Origin of the sequence: Brevundimonas sp. G8 (assembly GCF_902506205.1) — a bacterium.
In the GTDB taxonomy this organism is placed as follows: domain Bacteria; phylum Pseudomonadota; class Alphaproteobacteria; order Caulobacterales; family Caulobacteraceae; genus Brevundimonas.
Window position 1 is genome coordinate 2,700,265 of the sequence record NZ_LR732816.1, and the last position, 17,296, is coordinate 2,717,560.

17 protein-coding genes are annotated in these 17,296 nt (G+C 66.0%); 8 read left to right on the forward strand and 9 right to left on the reverse strand.

What is annotated here, in order from left to right; genetic code table 11:
• Nucleotides 1-332: 332 nt before the first annotated feature.
• The 4 genes from CHRYSEO8AT_RS12990 to rpsF form a co-directional block, all read right to left on the reverse strand.
• Nucleotides 333-2,810, reverse strand: coding sequence for a TonB-dependent siderophore receptor (locus CHRYSEO8AT_RS12990; protein WP_159850669.1), 2,478 nt, complete (start codon nt 2,808-2,810; stop codon nt 333-335).
• Between the two features lie 347 nt (nt 2,811-3,157).
• Nucleotides 3,158-3,742, reverse strand: a complete 585-nt coding sequence (gene rplI / locus CHRYSEO8AT_RS12995) for a 50S ribosomal protein L9 (RefSeq protein WP_159850671.1) — start codon at nt 3,740-3,742, stop codon at nt 3,158-3,160.
• Nucleotide 3,743: 1 nt separating this feature from the next.
• Nucleotides 3,744-4,022: a 30S ribosomal protein S18 gene (gene rpsR / locus CHRYSEO8AT_RS13000; RefSeq protein ID WP_008259463.1), complete on the reverse strand. Its 279-nt coding sequence runs from the start codon at nt 4,020-4,022 to the stop codon at nt 3,744-3,746.
• A 12-nt stretch (nt 4,023-4,034) separates the two neighbouring features.
• A complete protein-coding gene (gene rpsF, locus CHRYSEO8AT_RS13005; RefSeq protein ID WP_159851741.1) occupies nt 4,035-4,424 on the reverse strand; it encodes a 30S ribosomal protein S6 in 390 nt (129 codons plus the stop codon).
• A 382-nt stretch (nt 4,425-4,806) separates the two neighbouring features.
• Here rpsF and CHRYSEO8AT_RS13010 point away from each other — a divergent pair, with 382 nt between their 5' ends.
• Genes CHRYSEO8AT_RS13010 through CHRYSEO8AT_RS13020 form a run of 3 tightly spaced genes read left to right on the forward strand, consistent with a single transcriptional unit; the run spans nt 4,807 to nt 7,688 of the window.
• On the forward strand, nt 4,807-6,399 hold the full coding sequence (locus tag CHRYSEO8AT_RS13010) for a carboxyl transferase domain-containing protein (protein WP_159850673.1): 1,593 nt from the start codon (nt 4,807-4,809) through the stop codon (nt 6,397-6,399).
• A 4-nt stretch (nt 6,400-6,403) separates the two neighbouring features.
• A complete protein-coding gene (locus tag CHRYSEO8AT_RS13015; RefSeq protein WP_159850675.1) occupies nt 6,404-6,799 on the forward strand; it encodes a hypothetical protein in 396 nt (131 codons plus the stop codon).
• Nucleotides 6,789-7,688, forward strand: coding sequence for an enoyl-CoA hydratase-related protein (locus CHRYSEO8AT_RS13020; RefSeq protein ID WP_159850677.1), 900 nt, complete (start codon nt 6,789-6,791; stop codon nt 7,686-7,688). The genes CHRYSEO8AT_RS13015 and CHRYSEO8AT_RS13020 overlap by 11 nt, the downstream gene beginning before the upstream one ends.
• 49 nt (nt 7,689-7,737) lie before the next feature.
• Here CHRYSEO8AT_RS13020 and CHRYSEO8AT_RS13025 read toward each other — a convergent pair whose 3' ends face one another.
• The gene (locus tag CHRYSEO8AT_RS13025) at nt 7,738-8,349 is read right to left on the reverse strand and encodes a TIGR02466 family protein (RefSeq protein WP_159850679.1); all 612 of its coding nucleotides are present in this window, start codon (nt 8,347-8,349) and stop codon (nt 7,738-7,740) included.
• A gap of 87 nt (nt 8,350-8,436) precedes the next feature.
• Here CHRYSEO8AT_RS13025 and CHRYSEO8AT_RS13030 point away from each other — a divergent pair, with 87 nt between their 5' ends.
• Entirely contained in the window at nt 8,437-10,398 is a 1,962-nt protein-coding gene (locus tag CHRYSEO8AT_RS13030) for a biotin carboxylase N-terminal domain-containing protein (protein WP_159850681.1), read from the forward strand.
• Here the strand turns inward: CHRYSEO8AT_RS13030 and CHRYSEO8AT_RS13035 are convergent.
• Nucleotides 10,395-10,685: an antibiotic biosynthesis monooxygenase family protein gene (locus CHRYSEO8AT_RS13035; RefSeq protein ID WP_159850683.1), complete on the reverse strand. Its 291-nt coding sequence runs from the start codon at nt 10,683-10,685 to the stop codon at nt 10,395-10,397. The two genes, CHRYSEO8AT_RS13030 and CHRYSEO8AT_RS13035, sit on opposite strands and share 4 nt — an antisense overlap.
• Nucleotides 10,686-10,790: 105 nt before the next feature.
• On the opposite strand from CHRYSEO8AT_RS13035, the gene CHRYSEO8AT_RS13040 reads away from it, so the two are divergent.
• From CHRYSEO8AT_RS13040 to CHRYSEO8AT_RS13055, 4 genes are all read left to right on the forward strand, one after another.
• Entirely contained in the window at nt 10,791-11,189 is a 399-nt protein-coding gene (locus CHRYSEO8AT_RS13040) for a DUF1489 family protein (RefSeq protein WP_201304437.1), read from the forward strand.
• Between the two features lie 64 nt (nt 11,190-11,253).
• Nucleotides 11,254-12,600, forward strand: a complete 1,347-nt coding sequence (locus tag CHRYSEO8AT_RS13045; RefSeq protein ID WP_159850687.1) for an MATE family efflux transporter — start codon at nt 11,254-11,256, stop codon at nt 12,598-12,600.
• 54 nt (nt 12,601-12,654) lie between these two features.
• A complete protein-coding gene (gene metG, locus CHRYSEO8AT_RS13050; protein ID WP_159850689.1) occupies nt 12,655-14,358 on the forward strand; it encodes a methionine--tRNA ligase in 1,704 nt (567 codons plus the stop codon).
• A gap of 22 nt (nt 14,359-14,380) precedes the next feature.
• A complete protein-coding gene (locus tag CHRYSEO8AT_RS13055; RefSeq protein WP_159850691.1) occupies nt 14,381-15,094 on the forward strand; it encodes a 2OG-Fe(II) oxygenase family protein in 714 nt (237 codons plus the stop codon).
• Nucleotides 15,095-15,100: 6 nt separating this feature from the next.
• Here CHRYSEO8AT_RS13055 and CHRYSEO8AT_RS13060 read toward each other — a convergent pair whose 3' ends face one another.
• From CHRYSEO8AT_RS13060 to rlmB, 3 genes are read right to left on the reverse strand one after another with little or no spacing between them, the layout of a single operon-like run.
• On the reverse strand, nt 15,101-15,433 hold the full coding sequence (locus CHRYSEO8AT_RS13060; protein WP_159850693.1) for a rhodanese-like domain-containing protein: 333 nt from the start codon (nt 15,431-15,433) through the stop codon (nt 15,101-15,103).
• On the reverse strand, nt 15,430-16,251 hold the full coding sequence (locus CHRYSEO8AT_RS13065; RefSeq protein ID WP_159850695.1) for a TerC family protein: 822 nt from the start codon (nt 16,249-16,251) through the stop codon (nt 15,430-15,432). Before CHRYSEO8AT_RS13065 ends, CHRYSEO8AT_RS13060 begins: the two co-directional genes overlap by 4 nt.
• A gap of 31 nt (nt 16,252-16,282) precedes the next feature.
• Nucleotides 16,283-17,167 (reverse strand): 23S rRNA (guanosine(2251)-2'-O)-methyltransferase RlmB, encoded by an 885-nt coding sequence (rlmB, locus tag CHRYSEO8AT_RS13070; protein WP_159850697.1) that lies wholly within the window; start codon nt 17,165-17,167, stop codon nt 16,283-16,285.
• Nucleotides 17,168-17,296 lie beyond the last annotated feature (129 nt).

The following is a 17,296-nucleotide window of genomic DNA, read 5'->3' on the forward strand; positions in this document are numbered from 1 at the left end:
TTCCTAAGGCTTATTTTTGGCGCGAGCGCGCATCGCCGCCGCTGATGGCGGCGGGCTTTGAAGTCGATCTGAAGTTCAGGTGTCGTGCGGCCTCAGCCGCAACATCGCCCACGGGCGGGCGGCATCGCCACGAAATAAGGGGTAATCGTCATCGCCGTCTCCAACCGCACGGTCGGGGAGGTCCCGGCGGTCATGGCCATATCAGGGCGAAGGTGCGGCGGGTCAATCGACGCGGGAGCGCATGTTTTCTGCGGCGGTCTGGTAGAAAATCTATCGCAACGCAAAGCGGGGCGCTCCGAAGAGCGCCCCGTTCCTTGGATGTGTCGGTCGTCTTAGAAGCTGTAGCTCAGGCGACCATAGAAGAACCGCCCGTTGAAGCCGTAGGGCGAGTATTGCGGGAAACCGACCGATCCCGTCAGCGCGTTGAGAGCTGCCGGGGTGTAGTTCGGATATTCGTCAGTCAGATTGTTGACGCCGACCGCCAGACCCACGCCGCCAGGGAAGGCATAGCGCCCTTCCAGATCGAACAGAGTGCCTGATCCGGTCTGGTAATTATTGGATGTCGTGTTGTTCGGCACCAGCACGGAGTCGTAGTATGTCGCCTTCGCCGTGACGCCGAACCCGCCCAATGTCCAATCGGCGCTGCCGACGACCTTATATTTGGGCGTGCCCTTTTCAAACGAAAGTATGTTTGCGGTGTCGAAGAGGAAGTTCGGCGACACCGGGATAGCCAGCCCGGTTGGAATACCCGGCACCTTGTCCACGGTCGTCTCGTTGTAATTTCCCGCCACAGTGAAGTCGAAGCGGCCGATGGTGTCGGTCGGCAATCGATAGCGCCCGACCACGTCAATGCCCTTGGTCGTGGTGTCCAGACCGTTGGTCCAGAACCGGGCGGACGAGACGCCCAACGGCTGAATGATGGCCAGGACGGCATTGGTGGTCTGTGCGGACTGGCTGGGTCGTGACGGGCCGAGGTTCTCGGAGAGGATGATGCGGTCCTTGATCTCGATCTGATAGGCGTCGACCGTCAACTCAAACCCGCCCGAACGGAATATGGCGCCCAGCGAATAGTTGGTGGAGGTTTCCGGCTCCAGGGGTTTGGAACCGAGCGCCAGCGACACTGGATCATCGACTCGGAAAGTTCCGGACTGGATCAGGTTGGTCACCGGCGGATTTCCGGTGGTGACCAGGTTGGTCGCAACATAGCTGAAGTACTGCTGTTGCAAGGCCGGAGCGTGGAAGCCGGTCGAAATGGCGCCGCGCAGAGCGAAGCTGTGCGAAAAGTCATAGCGCGCCGACAACTTGCCGGTCAGCTGATCGCCAAAGTCGGAGTAATCTTCGTAGCGCCCGGCCAGCCCGACCGAGAGGGCCTCGGTCAACTTGCCTTCCAGATCAAGGTAGGCGCTCCAATTGTTGCGATCGACGTCGATAACATTAGCGGGCGAGAAGCCGGGAAAGCCCTGTGCGCCGCCGCCCCGAGTGCTGCCAGCCAGCTTGTCGTAAGATTTGGGCTCGCCTGCGGATTGCCCAAAGCTTTCAGTGCGGTATTCAACGCCGAAGGCGAGGTTGATGGGCTCGTAAAGACCCAGGGAAATCGGCTTCACCCCATCGATGCCGAGAGTAAATTGATCATACTCCAGCCCGCCCGCAGCAAACTCCTTCTGGGTCATGCCGCCCTGGTTTCCGTACGAGGCGTTGATGCTGTCGAATACGCGGTAGTCGATGGTGTTCCGCCCGTAACTGGTCGAAATGTCCCAATCGATGCCCGCCGCCGAGCCTTTCACGCCGCCGTATAGATTGTAGTCGACGATATCGGTGCCGATCTTCGGGATGAAGCCGTTTGGATAGACGGCGAGGACGTTGTTAGGGTTGTTGAAAGCGCGCGCGGTCGCCGCTGATACGGTTTCCTTGTGCTGGATCCCTGCGAAGCCATAGGCTTCCCAACCGCCGCCCAGCGGCTTGCCGGCGTTGAACCAGATCGACTGAGCGTCCACTTCCGGATCGCCATAATGGCCGATCACCTGATCGGTCGCGCCGTTGGATACGGCGCCAGGGTCAGCGAAATCGGCGCGGTTCGTGCGATCACGACTTTGCAACTCGCCCGACACGGTCAGGAAACCGTCGTCGCCAAGCGGCAGACCCACCCAGCCCGCAACCGACTTCTGTGTCCCGTCCTTGCGGTCCTGAGAGCCGCGCGCGGTGTCGAAGCTGGTGTCGTATCGGCCATAGTTGAGTGTCAGGCCACCGCCTTCGCGCGCTTCGCGCAGGCGCAGGTTGATGACGCCGGCAATGGCGTCCGATCCGTATTGGGCCGACGCGCCGTCTCGCAGCACCTCGACCGAGCCCAGGGTCACGGACGGGATGGTGTTCAGATCGAAAGCGGTCGAGCCACGTCCCAGATTGCCGTTGACGTTGACCAAGGCGCTGACATGGCCGCGCTGACCATTGATCAAGACCAGGGTCTGATCGGGCGCGAGGCCGCGCAGGGTTGCGGGGCGAACGTGGTCCGAGCCGTCGGAGATCGAGGGGCGAGGAAAGTTGATCGATGGAGCGGTGGCGGCGAGGGCGGTGGCCGTCTCTGTGCCCGTGCCGCTGCGCGTCAAGGTCTCGCCAGAGATGACGTCGACGGGCGCGATGCTGTCCAGGCGGCTGCGTCCGACAGTGCGGGTGCCGGTGACGATGATTTCGCCGACCTCGGTGGTGTCGTCGGTCGGTGAAGGCGTCGTTTGAGCGAAGGCCGATGACGCCATGAAAAGCGCGCTGGTGGAGGCGAAGGCCAGCAGGACCTTACGGCCGTGTCCGATTTGCATTGATGATCCCCGGCAGAAGCACGACGGCCATGTGGGCGGGCGCTCGACAGGCCGCCATGCCGTCGCCCCTCGACCGGGCTTCGTCCGTTGGCGCAATAATCTTTCGCCGTTGAGGTCGAAATCGGTCGCGAGTGGAGGCTGTGACCGCAAAGCAGCGGCGTCAAGCAAGCTTGTTGTCTATCCAATCGTTTGGACAATCAACGATCTCGCCTTGTTGTAAACTTGTCATAGATTGCGCGATCCGCGCGAAACGCGTCGCAGACCGGTTTTTAGGCAGCAAAAAGGGCGCGTCCCTTGCGGGGCGCGCCCTTGATGTCTTGGCGATCCGGCCCGAAAGCCGAGGTCAATCAGGCTTCGTCGCCGAAGCCTTCTTGTTGACCGGCGCCGCCTTCGATCAGTTCCTGGGCCGATTGCTCGGCGGCCTGGCGCTCATCGTCGAACTGGCTGCGGATCACGTCCTCGCCCTTGGCCTGACGCTCGGCTTCGTCCATCGAACGGGCGATGTTGATCTTGACCGATGCGCGGACCTCGGCGTGCAGGCGGACCGGCACTTCGTGGACGCCCAGGTTCTTGATCGCCGTGTTCAGGACGACCTGCGAACGCTCGACCTTGCCGCCTTCGGCCTGGATGGCCTCGGCGACGTCGCGGCCGGCGACCGAACCGTACAGGTGACCGGTTTCACCGGCCTGACGGATCATGATGTAGGTCTGGCCGTCGATCTTGTCGGCGACCTTCTGTGCATCGGCCTTGTTCTTGTCGTTGCGTTGCTCGATGGCGACGCGGTCGAGTTCGAACGCCTTCAGGTTCGCGGCGGTGGCCCGACGGGCCTTGTCGCGCGGCAGAAGGAAGTTACGGGCGAAGCCGTCCTTGACGGACACGACGTCGCCGATGGCGCCGAGATTCTCGACGCGTTCAAGCAGAACGACCTTCATCTCACTTCACCACGTAAGGCAGGAGGGCCAGATAGCGAGCGCGCTTGATGGCCTTGGCCAGTTCGCGTTGCTTCTTCTGGGAGACGGCGGTGATGCGCGAGGGCACGATCTTGCCGCGTTCGGAGACGTAACGCTGCAGCAGCTTCACGTCCTTGTAGTCGATCTTCGGCGCATTGGCGCCCGAGAACGGGCAGACCTTGCGGCGACGATAGAAGGGGCGGCGGCCGGCGGCGCCGGAGCCCGCCGGTGCGCCCGGGGTCGGGGCGGTGGTATCGGTCATGTTCCGGGTTCCTTATTCGGCGGCGTCGGAAGCGGCGTCGTCGCGCGGCGTGCGCTCGCGCTCACGCTCGCGTTCACGCTCGCGGCGGGCCAGCAGCGGCGACAGTTCCAGGTCGAGTTCCTCGACGCGGACGGTCAGCCAACGCAGCACGTCTTCGTTGATCGACAGCTGACGCTCGACCTCGGCCATGGCGGCCGGGGGGCAATCGACGGCCAGCAGCGAATAGTGAGCCTTGCGGTTCTTCTTCACGCGGTACGTCAGGTTGCGCAGACCCCAGTACTCGATCTTGGCGACGGAACCGCCGCCTTGTTCGATCAAGCCCTTGATGGTGTCGTTCAGCGCTTCGGCCTGTTGCGCCGAGATATCCTGGCGCGACATGACCGTGTGCTCGTAAAGAGCCATGCGGTATTCTCCCTTGTGGGCGTCGGCGTGGAAACGACCGGGTAAGTCGATCCCCACGATGGCTCCTGGCGCGGCGGCCGGACCGAACGTCCAACCCTTTGGTGTTCCGCGACAGGACCGAAGCCCTGGAAAGGCGGGGCCTATAGGGGAAAAGGGGGCGCGACGCAACGTTTCTCCCTCCCCGGCACGGGGAGGGTGGCCGAGGCGAAGCCGAGGTCGGGCGGGGAGGGCAGGGCGACGCCCCACAGACTTGTCTTAATGACGCAGGCGCGACCCTGCCGGGCCGCCCCCACCCGGTTGCTCCGCGACCACCCTCCCCGAACGGGGAGGGAGAGGCGCCTGTGCGCTTGTGGGTCGTAACCAGCCCGCCTAAACCAACTCCATGCCGAAGCTGACGTCAGCGGTCGATCCGCAAAGCCCGAAATACAAGTCCCTGCATGCGCACAACAGCGCCCTGGTCGCCGAACTGCGCGATCATGTGGCCAAGGCCGCGCGAGGCGGTTCCGACAAGTCGCGCGAGCGCCATGTGGCCCGTGGCAAGCTGTTGCCGCGCGACCGTGTCGAGCGGCTGCTGGACCCCGGTTCGCCCTTCCTGGAGGTCGGGCAGTTGGCCGCTCATGAGATGTATGACGGCGAGGCCCCGGCCGCCGGCGTCATCGCCGGGATCGGCCGGGTCTCGGGCCGTGAGGTCATGATCGTCTGCAACGACCCGACGGTGAAGGGCGGCGCCTATTTCCCAATGACGGTGAAGAAGCATCTGCGCGCTCAGGAGATCGCCGAGCAGAACCGCTTGCCGTGCGTCTATCTGGTGGACTCTGGCGGGGCCAACCTGCCGCACCAGGCCGAGGTCTTCCCCGACCGCGACCATTTCGGCCGCATCTTCTTCAACCAGGCCCGGATGAGCGCCAAGGGCATCGCCCAGATCGCCTGCGTCATGGGCCTGTCCACCGCCGGCGGCGCCTATGTGCCGGCCATGTCGGACGAGACGATCATCGTGCGCAACCAGGGCGCCATCTTCCTGGCCGGCCCGCCCCTGGTGAAGGCCGCCACGGGCGAGGTGATCTCGGCCGAGGAGTTGGGCGGGGCAGAGACCCACGGCCGTCGCTCGGGCGTGGTCGACCATGTGGCCGAGAACGACGAGCATGCGCTGGAGATCGTTCGGTCCATCGTCGCCAATCTGAACACGACCAAGTCCGTCGACATGGACGTGCGCGAACCCCGCGCGCCGGCCTTCGCGGCCGAAGAGCTGTACGGCCTGATCCCCGACGACGTTCGCGCCCCCTATGATGTGCGCGAGGTCATCGCCCGGCTGGTGGACGGGTCCGAGTTCGATGAGTTCAAGACCCTGTATGGCTCGACCCTGGTCTGCGGCTTCGCCCGCATCTGGGGCTATCCGGTCGCCATCCTGGCCAACAACGGCGTCATCTTCTCCGAGAGCGCCCAGAAGGGCGCCCACTTCATCGAGCTGGCCTGCAAGCGAAAGATTCCGCTGCTGTTCCTGCAGAACATCAGTGGCTTCATGGTTGGCGGAAAATATGAGGCCGGCGGCATCGCCAAGGACGGCGCCAAGCTGGTCACGGCCGTCGCCAGCGCAGAAGTGCCCAAGTTCACCGTCCTGATCGGCGGCAGTTTCGGCGCCGGAAACTACGGCATGTGCGGCCGGGCCTATTCCCCGCGCTTCCTCTTCACCTGGCCCAACAGCCGCATCGGCGTGATGGGCGGCGAACAGGCCGCCAGCGTCCTGGCCACCGTCCACCGCGACGCCGAGACCTGGAGCGCGGACGACGCCGAGGCCTTCAAGGCCCCGATCCGTCAGAAGTACGAGGACGAGGGCAATCCCTATTACGCCACCGCCCGCCTGTGGGACGACGGCGTCATCGACCCGGCCCAGACGCGGGACGTTCTGGGCCTGGCGATCAGCGCCAGCCTGAACGCCCCGATCCCCGAGACGACCTTCGGCCTGTTCAGGATGTGATGAGATGAAATCCGTTTACGCCATCGCCGCCCTGATGCTGTCCGCCCCGTTCGCCGCCCCCGCCTTCGCCCAAACTGCGCTGAAGACCATTCCCGCCGAATATCAGGGGGAATGGAGCAGCGTGCCGGAAGCCTGTGGCAACCGCGAAAGCGGCGAGCGGTTCGTCATCAGCGACAGCTCGATCTCCTATTTCGAGGAGGGAGACAGCGTCGTCGAAGTGACCCGCATCGATGCGAACTCGATCCACCTCGTCGTCGATTACGAGGATTATGATGGGATCGAACGCCTTCAACGCACGCTCATCCTGTCCGACGACCGACAGACGCTCAGCTTCTATTATGGCGATGGCCCCGAAGACGTGAGCCGCCGCTGCCCCCAAGGAGACCCCCATGGCGAATGAAAATACCCCGGCGGACATCGACGCCCTGGACGTGACCGACGCGGAGGCGGCCGAGATCAATTCCATCGCCCAGCCTCTGGTGGCCGATCCGGCGCCGGATGCAAACGACGATTTGGTGCAGATCGATTCGACCACCGACGGCATCGTCTTCGTCACCATCAATCGGCCCGAGAAGAAGAACGCCTTCGACGCCGCGACCATCGCCGCGCTTCACGAGACGTTCGAGACCCTGCACGGCGCCGACCGCGTGCGCGCCGTCTTCATTCGCGGGGCGGGCGGCACCTTCAGCGCCGGGGCCGACCTGAACTGGATGCGCGACGCCGCCGGCTGGTCCGAGAGCGACAATCGCGACGACGCCATGGGCCTGGCGAAAATGCTGAAGGCGCTGCACGACATTCCGGCCCTGACCGTGGCCGTGGTCGAGGGCAACGCCATGGGCGGCGGGGCCGGCATTGTCGCCGCCTGCGACATGGCCGTGGCGGTCGAGGGTGCGCGCTTCGCCTTCTCCGAGGTCAAGCTGGGCCTGATCCCGGCGACCATTGCTCCCTATGTCGTCGAGGCCATCGGCGCCCGCCGCGCCCGCCAGCTGTTCCTGACCGGAAACAGCTTCGACGCCGACTACGCCGCCCACACAGGCCTGATCGACCTGGTGCTGCCCGAAGGTTCGGTGGACGAGTTCATCTCGATGCTGACCGACAGCCTGACCGGCAATGCGCCCGGCGCGATGGGCGAGGCCAAGCGCCTGGTCAACGACATCGCCCACCACAAGATCGACAGCAGCCTGCTGGACGAGACCGCCAAACGCATCGCTCGCGCCCGCGTGTCCGACGAAGGCCGCGAGGGCGTGCTGGCCTTCCTGGAAAAGCGCAAGGCCAGTTGGACCGTCTGATCGCCACCGAACCGGCCGTCGTTCGCGACGGCCGGTTCAGCCTTAAGATTCAGGCGTAGTTGAAGCTGATCGAAATCCGGTCGGCCTTGGCCAGGTTGGTCGGCACCTCGTGCCGCAGCCAACTTTCCCACATCAGCACCGTGCCGGCATTCGGCTGCAGATAGACGAACGGCCGTTCGGCCTCCGACGCCTCCTCGGTCACCGAGGGGCGGGCCATCATGAAGGGCAGGCGAGGGTCTTCCAGCTTCAACGACGAGGCGCCGTCCGGGATGTCGATATAGACGGTGCCCGACAGGAAGGCGTGCGGGTGGATGTGGCCGGTATGGCCGCCGCCGGGCTTGAGAATATTGACCCACAGATTGTCGAGACGCGGTTTCCTCGCCAGGTCGAAGTTCAGCGCCTTGGCGTAGGCCACGGCGTGCCGGTCCAGGTGGCGCTTCAGTTCGGCGAACTCGGGGAACCGCTGCGGCAGGTCGTTCAGCGAGCCGTAGGAAGTATAGCCGCGATAGGCGTTGGCCTTGCACCATTGGCGGCCGGCCGCGTCCTCCTCGGCCATCATGCGGATGACGTCGATCAGTTGCGCGTTGAAGTCGGGCCAGCCTCGGCCCTCGGCGAGGGAGGCCTCATAGACCTGGGTGACGAAGAGGGGGCGCAGGGACATGGGATTGGCTTAACGCCTGCGGGGGCGGCTGAGAAGGGTCGTGCGCAGCCTCTCGCCTGCCTCGCACGATCCGGCTAAGAACACTTCATGTTCAAGTCCGTCCTTGTCGCCAATCGCGGCGAAATCGCCTGCCGCGTCTTCCGTACCGCCAAGCGGATGGGATTACGCACCATCGCCGTCTATTCCGAGGCGGACGCCCAGGCCCTGCATGTGCGAGAGGCCGACGAGGCGGTGCTGATCGGCCCGGCGGCGGCGCGTGAAAGCTATCTGGACGGCGCCAAGGTGCTGGCGGCGGCCAAGGCGACGGGGGCGGAGGCGATCCACCCCGGCTATGGCTTCCTGTCTGAAAACGCCGAGTTCGCCGAGGCCGTGGCGGCGGCGGGCCTGATCTGGATCGGGCCGGACCCGTCCTCGATCCGGGCCATGGGGCTGAAGGATGCGGCCAAGGAGTTGATGATCCAGGCCGGGGTGCCTGTGACGCCCGGCTACCAGGGCGCGGACCAGTCGGAGGCGACCCTGACGGCCGAGGCGGCGCGGATCGGCTATCCGGTGCTGATCAAGGCGGTCGCGGGCGGCGGCGGCAAGGGGATGAAGCGGGTCGATGATCCGGCCGATTTCGCCGCTGGCCTGGCCAGCGCCAAGCGCGAGGGCGCGGCGGCCTTCGGCGACGACCGGGTGCTGATCGAACGCTACATCACTCGCCCGCGCCACATCGAGGTGCAGGTGTTCGGCGATAAACACGGCGATGTCGTCCACCTGTATGAACGCGACTGTTCGCTGCAACGCCGCCACCAGAAGGTGATCGAAGAGGCTCCGGCGCCGGGTATGAGCGAGGCCGTGCGCGCCGCCGTGACGGGCGCGGCGATCAAGGCGGCCAAGGCGGTCAACTATGTCGGGGCCGGAACCATCGAATTCATCGCCGACGCCTCGGACGGGCTGAAGGCGGACGGCATCTGGTTCATGGAGATGAACACCCGGCTGCAGGTCGAGCACCCGGTGACCGAGAGCGTGACCGGCGTCGATCTGGTCGAATGGCAGTTCCGCGTCGCGGCGGGCGAACCCCTGCCGCTGAAACAGGATCAGATCCAACTGAACGGTTGGGCCATGGAGGCGCGCCTCTATGCCGAGGATCCGGCGAACGGCTTCCTGCCCAGCATCGGTCGGCTGGAGCATTTCGTCATGCCGGACGGCATCCGCGTCGACGCCGGCGTGGAGCAGGGCGGCGAGGTCAGCCAGTTCTACGACCCGATGATCGCCAAGCTGATCGTGTATGAGGACACCCGCGAGGAAGCGGCGGCGCGCCTGGCCGAGGCGGCCGGCGAGGTCGAGGTCTGGCCGGTCAAGGCCAACGCCGGTTTCCTGAAACGCTGCCTGGAGCATCCCCGATTCGTCGCGGGCGACGTGGATACGGGCTTCATCGCGGCTGAGGAGGCGGATTTGCAGCCCCAGCCGTCCGACGAAGCGACGCTGGCGGCTCTGACCCTGATCGCAGAAGCTGCCGCGGATGCGGTCGAGGTGCGTGCGGATCGGTTCAGCCCGTGGGGCGGGCAACCAGGCCTGTCCTATGGCGTGCGCCTCAACGCGTCGTCGCAGACGACTGTCTGGGCCCAGATCGACGGACAGGGCGTATCGGCGGCGGTGACGCCGGTCGAGACCGGCTGGCGCGGTCCGCAGGGCGAACTGGCCCATGTCGGTTTCGACCAGGTCCAGGCCGGGGATCGGCTGTTCGGCTATCAGTCCGTCGATGACGGCTTCGTCCTGTTCGTCGATGGCGAGGCGCGTAGGGTGACGCCCTATCGCGCAGCCGTGGGTTCAGGCGCGGGCGCGGTCTCCGACGGCTCCCTTCGGGCGCCCATGCCTGGCAAGATCGTCGCCACGCCGGTCAAGGCGGGGGACACGGTCGCCAAGGGGCAGCCCGTCGTGGTGCTGGAAGCCATGAAGATGGAGCACGCCCTGACCGCGCCGTTCAATGGCGTGGTGGAGAGCGTGGCGACGCTGGGCGATCAGGTGGTCGAGGCGGCCGTGCTGGCGGTGGTGAAGCCCGACTAAAGCCCCACGCCGCCGATGGGGCGGGTGAAGACGGTGTCGCCGAAGGTGGCGATCAGGCTGAGGGCCGGCAGCAGTTCGTGGGTTTCGCGGATCTGGGCGGACCAGGCGTCGTGCGTGGCCTTACTCATCCAGACCTCGGTGACCCACAGGGCGTCGGCGTCGTTCAGGTCGTGGGCCAGGACGTAACTGTGGCAGCCTGGGCGCTTCAGATTGGGGTCCAGCAGGCACAGCCCAAGTTCGTCGCGACGACCGGAATGGGCCGTCAGGCGGGTAATCAATCCGTACATGCTGGTCCTGTGTCGCGCCTGACGAGGGGAGGCGGCGCTCAATCATCCTGGGCCCTGTAGATTAAGAATCTGGCCAATGCGCCTAAGGGTCACTACGTGGGGCCAATGCCGCTTCACATGATCAAACTGGGCGTCGGAGTGCCGGACGTCGAATGGCTGGAGACCCGCGCCGCCAAGGGCGGGCCGCTGGTGGTCCACACGCGAATGACGCCGAAACGCGCGTCGGAAATCGAGGACGGCGGGTCGCTGTATTGGGTGGTGAAGGGGACCATCGTTTGCCGTCAGCGCGTGCTGGACATCGCCACCCTGGGCGAGGGTAAAGAAAGCCGCTGCGAGATCACGCTGGAGCCCAGGGTCGTCCGCACCGCGCCGATGGCGCGACGCCCGTTCCAGGGCTGGCGCTATTTCGAGCCCAAGGATGCGCCGGTGGATATGACCGAGCTGGATGCGGGCGAGGCGCCGGAGGAGCTGGTGCGGCAACTTCGCGAACTGGGCGCCTGGTAGGGCCAAACCCACAAAGTTTTTGGGAGTTGACCCCGGCGGGTCCGCGTGGCCTGTGCCGCCTCCGATGATCGCGCTCAGCCCCCAGACCCGTTCCGCCTTCCGCGACCTGCTCAACCTGGCATGGCCGGTGATTCTGGCGCGGATCGGCATCATGACCATGGGTCTGACCGACGCCATCGTGGTGGGCAACTTCTCCAGCAAGGAACTGGCGTTCCACTCGCTGGCCTGGGCGCCGACGTCGATCGTGGTGACGACGGCGGTGGGCCTGATGCTGGGCGTACAGGTGATGACGGCGCGCATGCTGGGCGAGGGGCGTCGGCACGCCGTCGGCTCGGTGTTGCGTCGGGGCATGACCTATTCGCTTCAGATCGGCGTGATTTCCATGATCGCCCTGATCGCCATCGGCCCCTGGGGGCTGGGCAAGCTGGGGCTTGAGGACGGACTGGCGGAAGGCGCGGGTCCGGCCCTGGTCGTGTTCGCCCTGTCCATGCCCTTCTATCTGATCTCGGTGACGGGGCAGTTCTTCCTGGAGGCCCTGGGCCGACCCAAGCCCGGCATGGTCGCCATGTGGGTGGCGAACGGGGTCAATCTGGCGCTGAACATCGCACTGGTGCCGGACCTTCTGGGCATCGGTTTCGACGGCGCCTTCGCCTCGGCCTGGGCGACGTTCGGCGCGCGGGCGGCGTTGGCGATCTTCCTGGTGATCTACATCCTGCGCCTGCCCGAGGCGCGGTCGCTGGGCATTTTCGACAAGCCCGAGCGCGACCCCAAGGCGGCGCGCGAACAGGTCAAGGTCGGCCTGGGCGCCGGTGCGTCCTATTTCATCGAAGTCGGGGCCTTTTCCGGCTTCACCTTCTTCGCCGGCCAGATCGGCACGGCGGAGACGGCCGCCTGGGCGGTGGTGCTGAACGTTTCGGCCATCGTCTTCATGTTGCCCATGGGGTTGTCTTCGGCGACGGCGGTGCTGGTTGGACGCAGCTATGGCGCCGGCGACGGGCGAGGGGTGTTGAGAGCCGGTCTGGTCGGGTTGGGAGTGGTCACGGCCATGACCCTGGTCGTGGCGCTGTTGGTCTGGCCCAGCGCGCATCTGATCGTCGGGGCCTACAACCGCGACCCGGCCCTGTTGGCCATTGCGGCGCCGGCCCTGGTTCTGGCGACCCTGTTCTTCGTGGCGGACGGCATCCAGGTCGTGGCGGCCCAGGCGAACCGGGCGGCGGGCGATGTGTGGTGGCCCACTATCATGCATTTCGCCGCCTATGGGGCGGTGATGATGCCGCTGGGCTGGGTGCTTGCGCACCAGATGGGCATCGACGGCCTGGTCTGGGCGGTGGTGATCGCCAGTCTGGCGTCTTCGACCCTGCTGACGGGGCGTTTCGTGCGGGTGGCGCGGCGTTTGCCGCAAGGTGTTTGAGGAAACGGCGCCGCCGCTCTATATCCCTGCGCTCCCCCGAACTCCTGGACGATCATGGCCCGCATCCTCATCACCTCGGCGCTGCCCTACATCAACGGCATCAAGCACCTGGGGAATCTGGCGGGCTCAATGTTGCCGGCCGACGTCTTGGCGCGGTTCAAGCGAGCCCAGGGTCATGAGGTCCTCTATATCTGCGCCACGGACGAGCACGGAACCCCGGCCGAACTGGCCGCCGCCGCCGCCGGTCAGGACGTGCGGACCTATTGCGACGAGCAGCACGAAATCCAGAAGACCGCCGGTCAGGCGTTCGGCCTGAGCTACGACTGGTTCGGCCGCTCCTCCAACCCGCAGAACCATCGCCTGACGCAGCATTTCGCCGAAGCGCTGGAGAAGAACGGCCTGATCGAGGAACGGGTGGATCGGATGATCTATTCGATCGACGACGCCCGCTTCCTGCCCGATCGCTATGTCGAGGGCACCTGCCCGCACTGCGGCCATGTCGGCGCGCGCGGCGATCAGTGTGACAACTGCGGACGCCTGCTGGACCCGACCGACCTGATCGATCCCTATTCGTCGGTGTCGGGGTCGAGGAATCTGGAGGTGCGCGATACGCGCCACCTCTATCTGTTGCAGACGAAGATCGAGCCCGAGATTCGCGCCTGGGTCGACGGCAAGAGCGGCTGGCAGCTGCTGGCCAAGTCCATCGCCTACAAGCATCTGGACGAGGGGTTGATCGACCGGGGCATCACCCGCGACCTGGCCTGGGGCGTGCCGGTGCTGAAGGACGGATTCCCGCGTCTGGGCATGGAGGACAAGGTCTTCTACGTCTGGTTCGACGCCCCCATCGAATATATCGCCGCGACCGAGGAATGGGCTGAGGCGACGGGCAACACCTGGCGCGACTGGTGGCGTCTGGACGAGGGGGCGGAGGACGTTCGTTATGTCCAGTTCATGGGCAAGGACAACGTGGCCTTCCACACTGTGTCGTTCCCCGCGACCATCATTGGCTCGGGCGAACCGTGGAAGACGGTGGACCAACTGAAGGCCTTCAACTGGCTGAACTGGTATGGCGGCAAGTTCTCGACCAGCCAGAAGCGCGGCGTCTTCATGGATCAGGCGCTGGAGCTGCTGCCGGCCGACTACTGGCGTTGGCGCCTGACGGCCTACGGCCCGGAACATGCGGATTCGGCCTTCACGTGGGAGGATTTCCAGGCCTCGACCAACAAGGACCTGGCCGATGTGCTGGGCAACTTCGTCAACCGAATCGTCAAGTTCGCCGAGTCGAAGTTCGACGGTGTCGTGCCCGAGGGCGGCGAGGCCGGGCCGGTGGAGATCCAGCTTGAGGCCGACATCAAGGCGGGCATCGCCGAGGCGACCGAACAGTTCGAGGCCATGGAGTTCAGGAAGGCGGCCCAGGCCCTGCGCGCCGTCTGGGTGCTGGGCAACGAATATCTGCAGGTCGCGGCGCCCTGGACCGCGCTGAAGACCGACCGTGACCGCGCGGCCGTGGGCGTTCGCACCGGCCTGAACCTGGTGGCGCTTTTCGCGCGTCTGGCGGCGCCGATCCTGCCGTTCTCGGCCGAGAAGATCGCCGCCTCGGTGGGCGCCAGCGACCTGAGCTGGCCCGGCGCGGACGAGGATGTGCTGAACGTGCTGACCGTCGGTCAGCCGGTCGCCGCCCAGGGCGTGCTGTTCGCCAAGATCGAGGACGCCCAGGTGGCGGAATGGTCCGAACGCTTCGGCGGCGCGGACGCCTGATCGGGCGGGTGGGGGATATGCGATGACGCCGACCCTGACGCCCCCGAACGACGAACGTCGCGCCGCGATTCGCGAGCGATTGGCGCGCACAGGCCGGACGCAGATCGACGGCGTCCTGGCCCCGGCCGACGCTCAAGGCCTGTATGAGGCGGCGACGACCGCCGATTACAATGTCGTGACCCGGCGCGGGACGGGGCATGTCGATCTGCCCGCCGCCTGGCTGTCGTCGCTGCAGCCGGGACAGAAACAGGCCTTGGGGCAGGCGGTGCAGGTCTCGGCCCAGACCGACTTTCAGTATCTGTACGACAACCACCCCATCTACGATCTGGTCGAGGCGGGGCAGGCGGCGCCGGTGTGGTCCGATCTGCTGGCCTTCCTGAACGGCGAGGCCTTCCTGAACCTGATGCGGGACGTGACCGGCGAGCCGCGCATCGCCCTGGCCGACGCCCAACTGACACGCTATCGCGCCGGACATTTCTTGACCGAGCATGACGACCATGCAGACGGCAAGAACCGTTTCTTCGCCTATGTGCTGAACCTGACGCCCGCCTGGCGGATCGAGTGGGGTGGCCTGCTGGCCTTCCACGGAACCGACGGCAATGTGGCCGAGGCCTTCACGCCGCGCTTCAACACCCTGAACCTGCTGAAGGTGCCGACGCCTCATTCGGTGACCCAGGTCGCTCTGTCGGCGGCCGCGGACCGAATTTCCGTCACGGGGTGGCTGAGGGGCCTCTGATCAGGCCTATTCGGCGAACACCACTGGCAGGCCAGCCGCGTGCCAGGCCTGGATGCCGCCGGTCAGGTTGAACAGCGGTTGTCCTTCGGGGCCGGTCGGGCCGACGAAGGCGCAGACCTGGTGGCTGCGGCCGCCCTTCAGGCACTGGACGATGATCTTCCTGTCGGCGGGCAGGTCCAGCGCCTCCCAGGCGGCGGGCATCTGGCTGAGCGGTGCCAGGATCGCGCCGTCGATGCGGGCTGCGGCGAACTCATCCGGCTCGCGCACGTCGATCAGGATCGCCTCGCCCGATTGCAGCCAGGCGGCGGCCTCCTCGACCGTGACCGTGGCGACCGTCATGTCGCGGGCGCCGGGGCAGGCGCGGTCGGCGCGGCGGGGGCCGGGGTCGGGCTGTCCTCGGTGCGCTTTTGCCCCAGGTGCTTGGCGGCTTCCTTCTCACCGATTTCCAGGAAGGCCGGGGCCGAGGCGTTGAACTCTTCCATATGGCCGGTGCGGACCACCACCTGACGCGCGCCGTCCCAGATCATGTGCAGGGCGACATACAGCACGACGACCAGGCCGATATAGCCGATCCAGGCGAAGCGGTGCAGCAGCTTGGCGATATAGGTGGCGGCGACGCCCATCAGAGCGATCGACAGGATCAGGCCAAAGACCATGATCCACGGATGCTCGTGCGCGGCTCCGGCGACAGCCAGCACATTGTCCAGCGACATGGTGATGTCGGCGACCATGATTTGCAGCAGGGCGGCGCCAAAGGTCTTGCGCTTGACGCCCAATTCCTCGGGCGATGGGCCTGTGCCGTGTTCGATGCTCATGGCCAACTGAAGCTCGGCCTCGGCTTCCGCCTGGTTATGCGTGCGCTGCTCCTGCAGTTCGCGCCACATCTTCCAGCAGACCCACAGCAGCAAGAGGCCGCCCGCCAGCAGCAGGCCGACCAGAGCCAGAAGCTGGACGGTGATCAGGGCAAAGCCGATGCGCATGACCACGGCGGCGGCCAGGCCGATCAGGATGGCCTTCTTGCGCTGGTCCTGGGGCAGGGCGGCGGCGGCGAGACCCACGGCGACGGCGTTGTCGCCGGCGAGGACCAGATCCATCAGCAGGACCTGGCCCAGAGCCGTGGCCTGGCTGGCGAATTCGGGAGACGAGAAAAATTCCATTTCCGCTCTCTAACGCCGGTGCGACCTTCTGTCAGCCGCGTTGCGCGCGCGCCGCCTCATAAAGCGCGACGGCGGCGGCGTTTGAGACGTTCAGGCTCTCGAATCCGCCCGGCATGGGGATCTTGGCCAGAACGTCGCAATGTTCGGCGACCAGGCGGCGGATGCCGTCGCCCTCGGAGCCCATGACCAGTACGGTGGGCTGGCGATCCAGCGCCTCTTCCAATGTCTGTTCGCCCGTTCCGTCCAGACCCACGGCGCGCCAGCCCAGATCGGCCAGACGCTCCAGCGCGCGCGACAGGTTGGTCACCCGGGCATGGGGCAGGCGTTCGGTCGCGCCGACCGCCGCCTTGGCCAGGGCGCCGGCCAGAGCGGGAGCGTGACGGTCCTGGACGATGATTCCCCGCGCGCCGAAGGCCAGGGCCGAGCGGAAGATGGCGCCGACGTTCTGGGGATCGGTCAGTTGATCCAGCATGACGATGATCCCTTGCGCCGGATCGGCCAGCTCATCCAGCGACACGCCTTCCAACGGCTGGACCTTGAAGGCCAGGCCCTGGTGCACGGCGCCGGGGGGCAGCATCCGGGTCAGGGCCTGGACCTCGACCACCTCGATCTTGTGGCCGTTGGCCAGTTTGCCCTCTTCGATCTCGGCGGCGCGCTCGGCCGTGGCCAGCAGGCGACCCGTGCCGCGACGCGCGGGATTCGCCAAAGCGGCCAGGACCGGGTGCCGGCCCCACAGAAAATTATCGGCGTCCGACTTGCTCCGATCCGGCGCGCGAGGCGGGCGGGGCGCATCGTCGCGCCCGCCAAACCCTTGCGGAGCGGACTTTTGACCCTTGTCGCGCGGCCCCTCAGGCCGGTTTCCGAAGGCCGGTTTTTTACCGCTTCTCCGGTCGTTGCGTTCTGTTTTCGACGACACTATAAGACGCCCTCCGATTTGGAGCCCCACGGGCTTTCGGGTCTGGGCGCACCCTCTATCCTAGAGGAGGCGACAAGCCGAAGGCTTTTGTTTCGTCCCGCTTCTTTATAGCGGAAACGAGGGGTCCGA

What these genes read in the sequence shown, in the direction of transcription:
- rpsR (WP_008259463.1), bottom strand. Translation starts at nt 4,022, where the DNA reads ATGACCGATACCACCGCCCCGACCCCGGGCGCACCGGCGGGCTCCGGC.
- CHRYSEO8AT_RS13055 (WP_159850691.1), top strand. Translation starts at nt 14,381, where the DNA reads ATGACGCCGACCCTGACGCCCCCGAACGACGAACGTCGCGCCGCGATT.
- CHRYSEO8AT_RS13015 (WP_159850675.1), top strand. Translation starts at nt 6,404, where the DNA reads ATGAAATCCGTTTACGCCATCGCCGCCCTGATGCTGTCCGCCCCGTTC.
- CHRYSEO8AT_RS13065 (WP_159850695.1), bottom strand. Translation starts at nt 16,251, where the DNA reads ATGGAATTTTTCTCGTCTCCCGAATTCGCCAGCCAGGCCACGGCTCTG.
- CHRYSEO8AT_RS13035 (WP_159850683.1), bottom strand. Translation starts at nt 10,685, where the DNA reads ATGTACGGATTGATTACCCGCCTGACGGCCCATTCCGGTCGTCGCGAC.
- CHRYSEO8AT_RS13040 (WP_201304437.1), top strand. Translation starts at nt 10,791, where the DNA reads ATGCCGCTTCACATGATCAAACTGGGCGTCGGAGTGCCGGACGTCGAA.
- CHRYSEO8AT_RS13045 (WP_159850687.1), top strand. Translation starts at nt 11,254, where the DNA reads ATGATCGCGCTCAGCCCCCAGACCCGTTCCGCCTTCCGCGACCTGCTC.
- rplI (WP_159850671.1), bottom strand. Translation starts at nt 3,742, where the DNA reads ATGAAGGTCGTTCTGCTTGAACGCGTCGAGAATCTCGGCGCCATCGGC.
- metG (WP_159850689.1), top strand. Translation starts at nt 12,655, where the DNA reads ATGGCCCGCATCCTCATCACCTCGGCGCTGCCCTACATCAACGGCATC.
- CHRYSEO8AT_RS13020 (WP_159850677.1), top strand. Translation starts at nt 6,789, where the DNA reads ATGGCGAATGAAAATACCCCGGCGGACATCGACGCCCTGGACGTGACC.
- CHRYSEO8AT_RS13010 (WP_159850673.1), top strand. Translation starts at nt 4,807, where the DNA reads ATGCCGAAGCTGACGTCAGCGGTCGATCCGCAAAGCCCGAAATACAAG.
- rpsF (WP_159851741.1), bottom strand. Translation starts at nt 4,424, where the DNA reads ATGGCTCTTTACGAGCACACGGTCATGTCGCGCCAGGATATCTCGGCG.
- CHRYSEO8AT_RS12990 (WP_159850669.1), bottom strand. Translation starts at nt 2,810, where the DNA reads ATGCAAATCGGACACGGCCGTAAGGTCCTGCTGGCCTTCGCCTCCACC.
- CHRYSEO8AT_RS13025 (WP_159850679.1), bottom strand. Translation starts at nt 8,349, where the DNA reads ATGTCCCTGCGCCCCCTCTTCGTCACCCAGGTCTATGAGGCCTCCCTC.
- CHRYSEO8AT_RS13060 (WP_159850693.1), bottom strand. Translation starts at nt 15,433, where the DNA reads ATGACGGTCGCCACGGTCACGGTCGAGGAGGCCGCCGCCTGGCTGCAA.
- CHRYSEO8AT_RS13030 (WP_159850681.1), top strand. Translation starts at nt 8,437, where the DNA reads ATGTTCAAGTCCGTCCTTGTCGCCAATCGCGGCGAAATCGCCTGCCGC.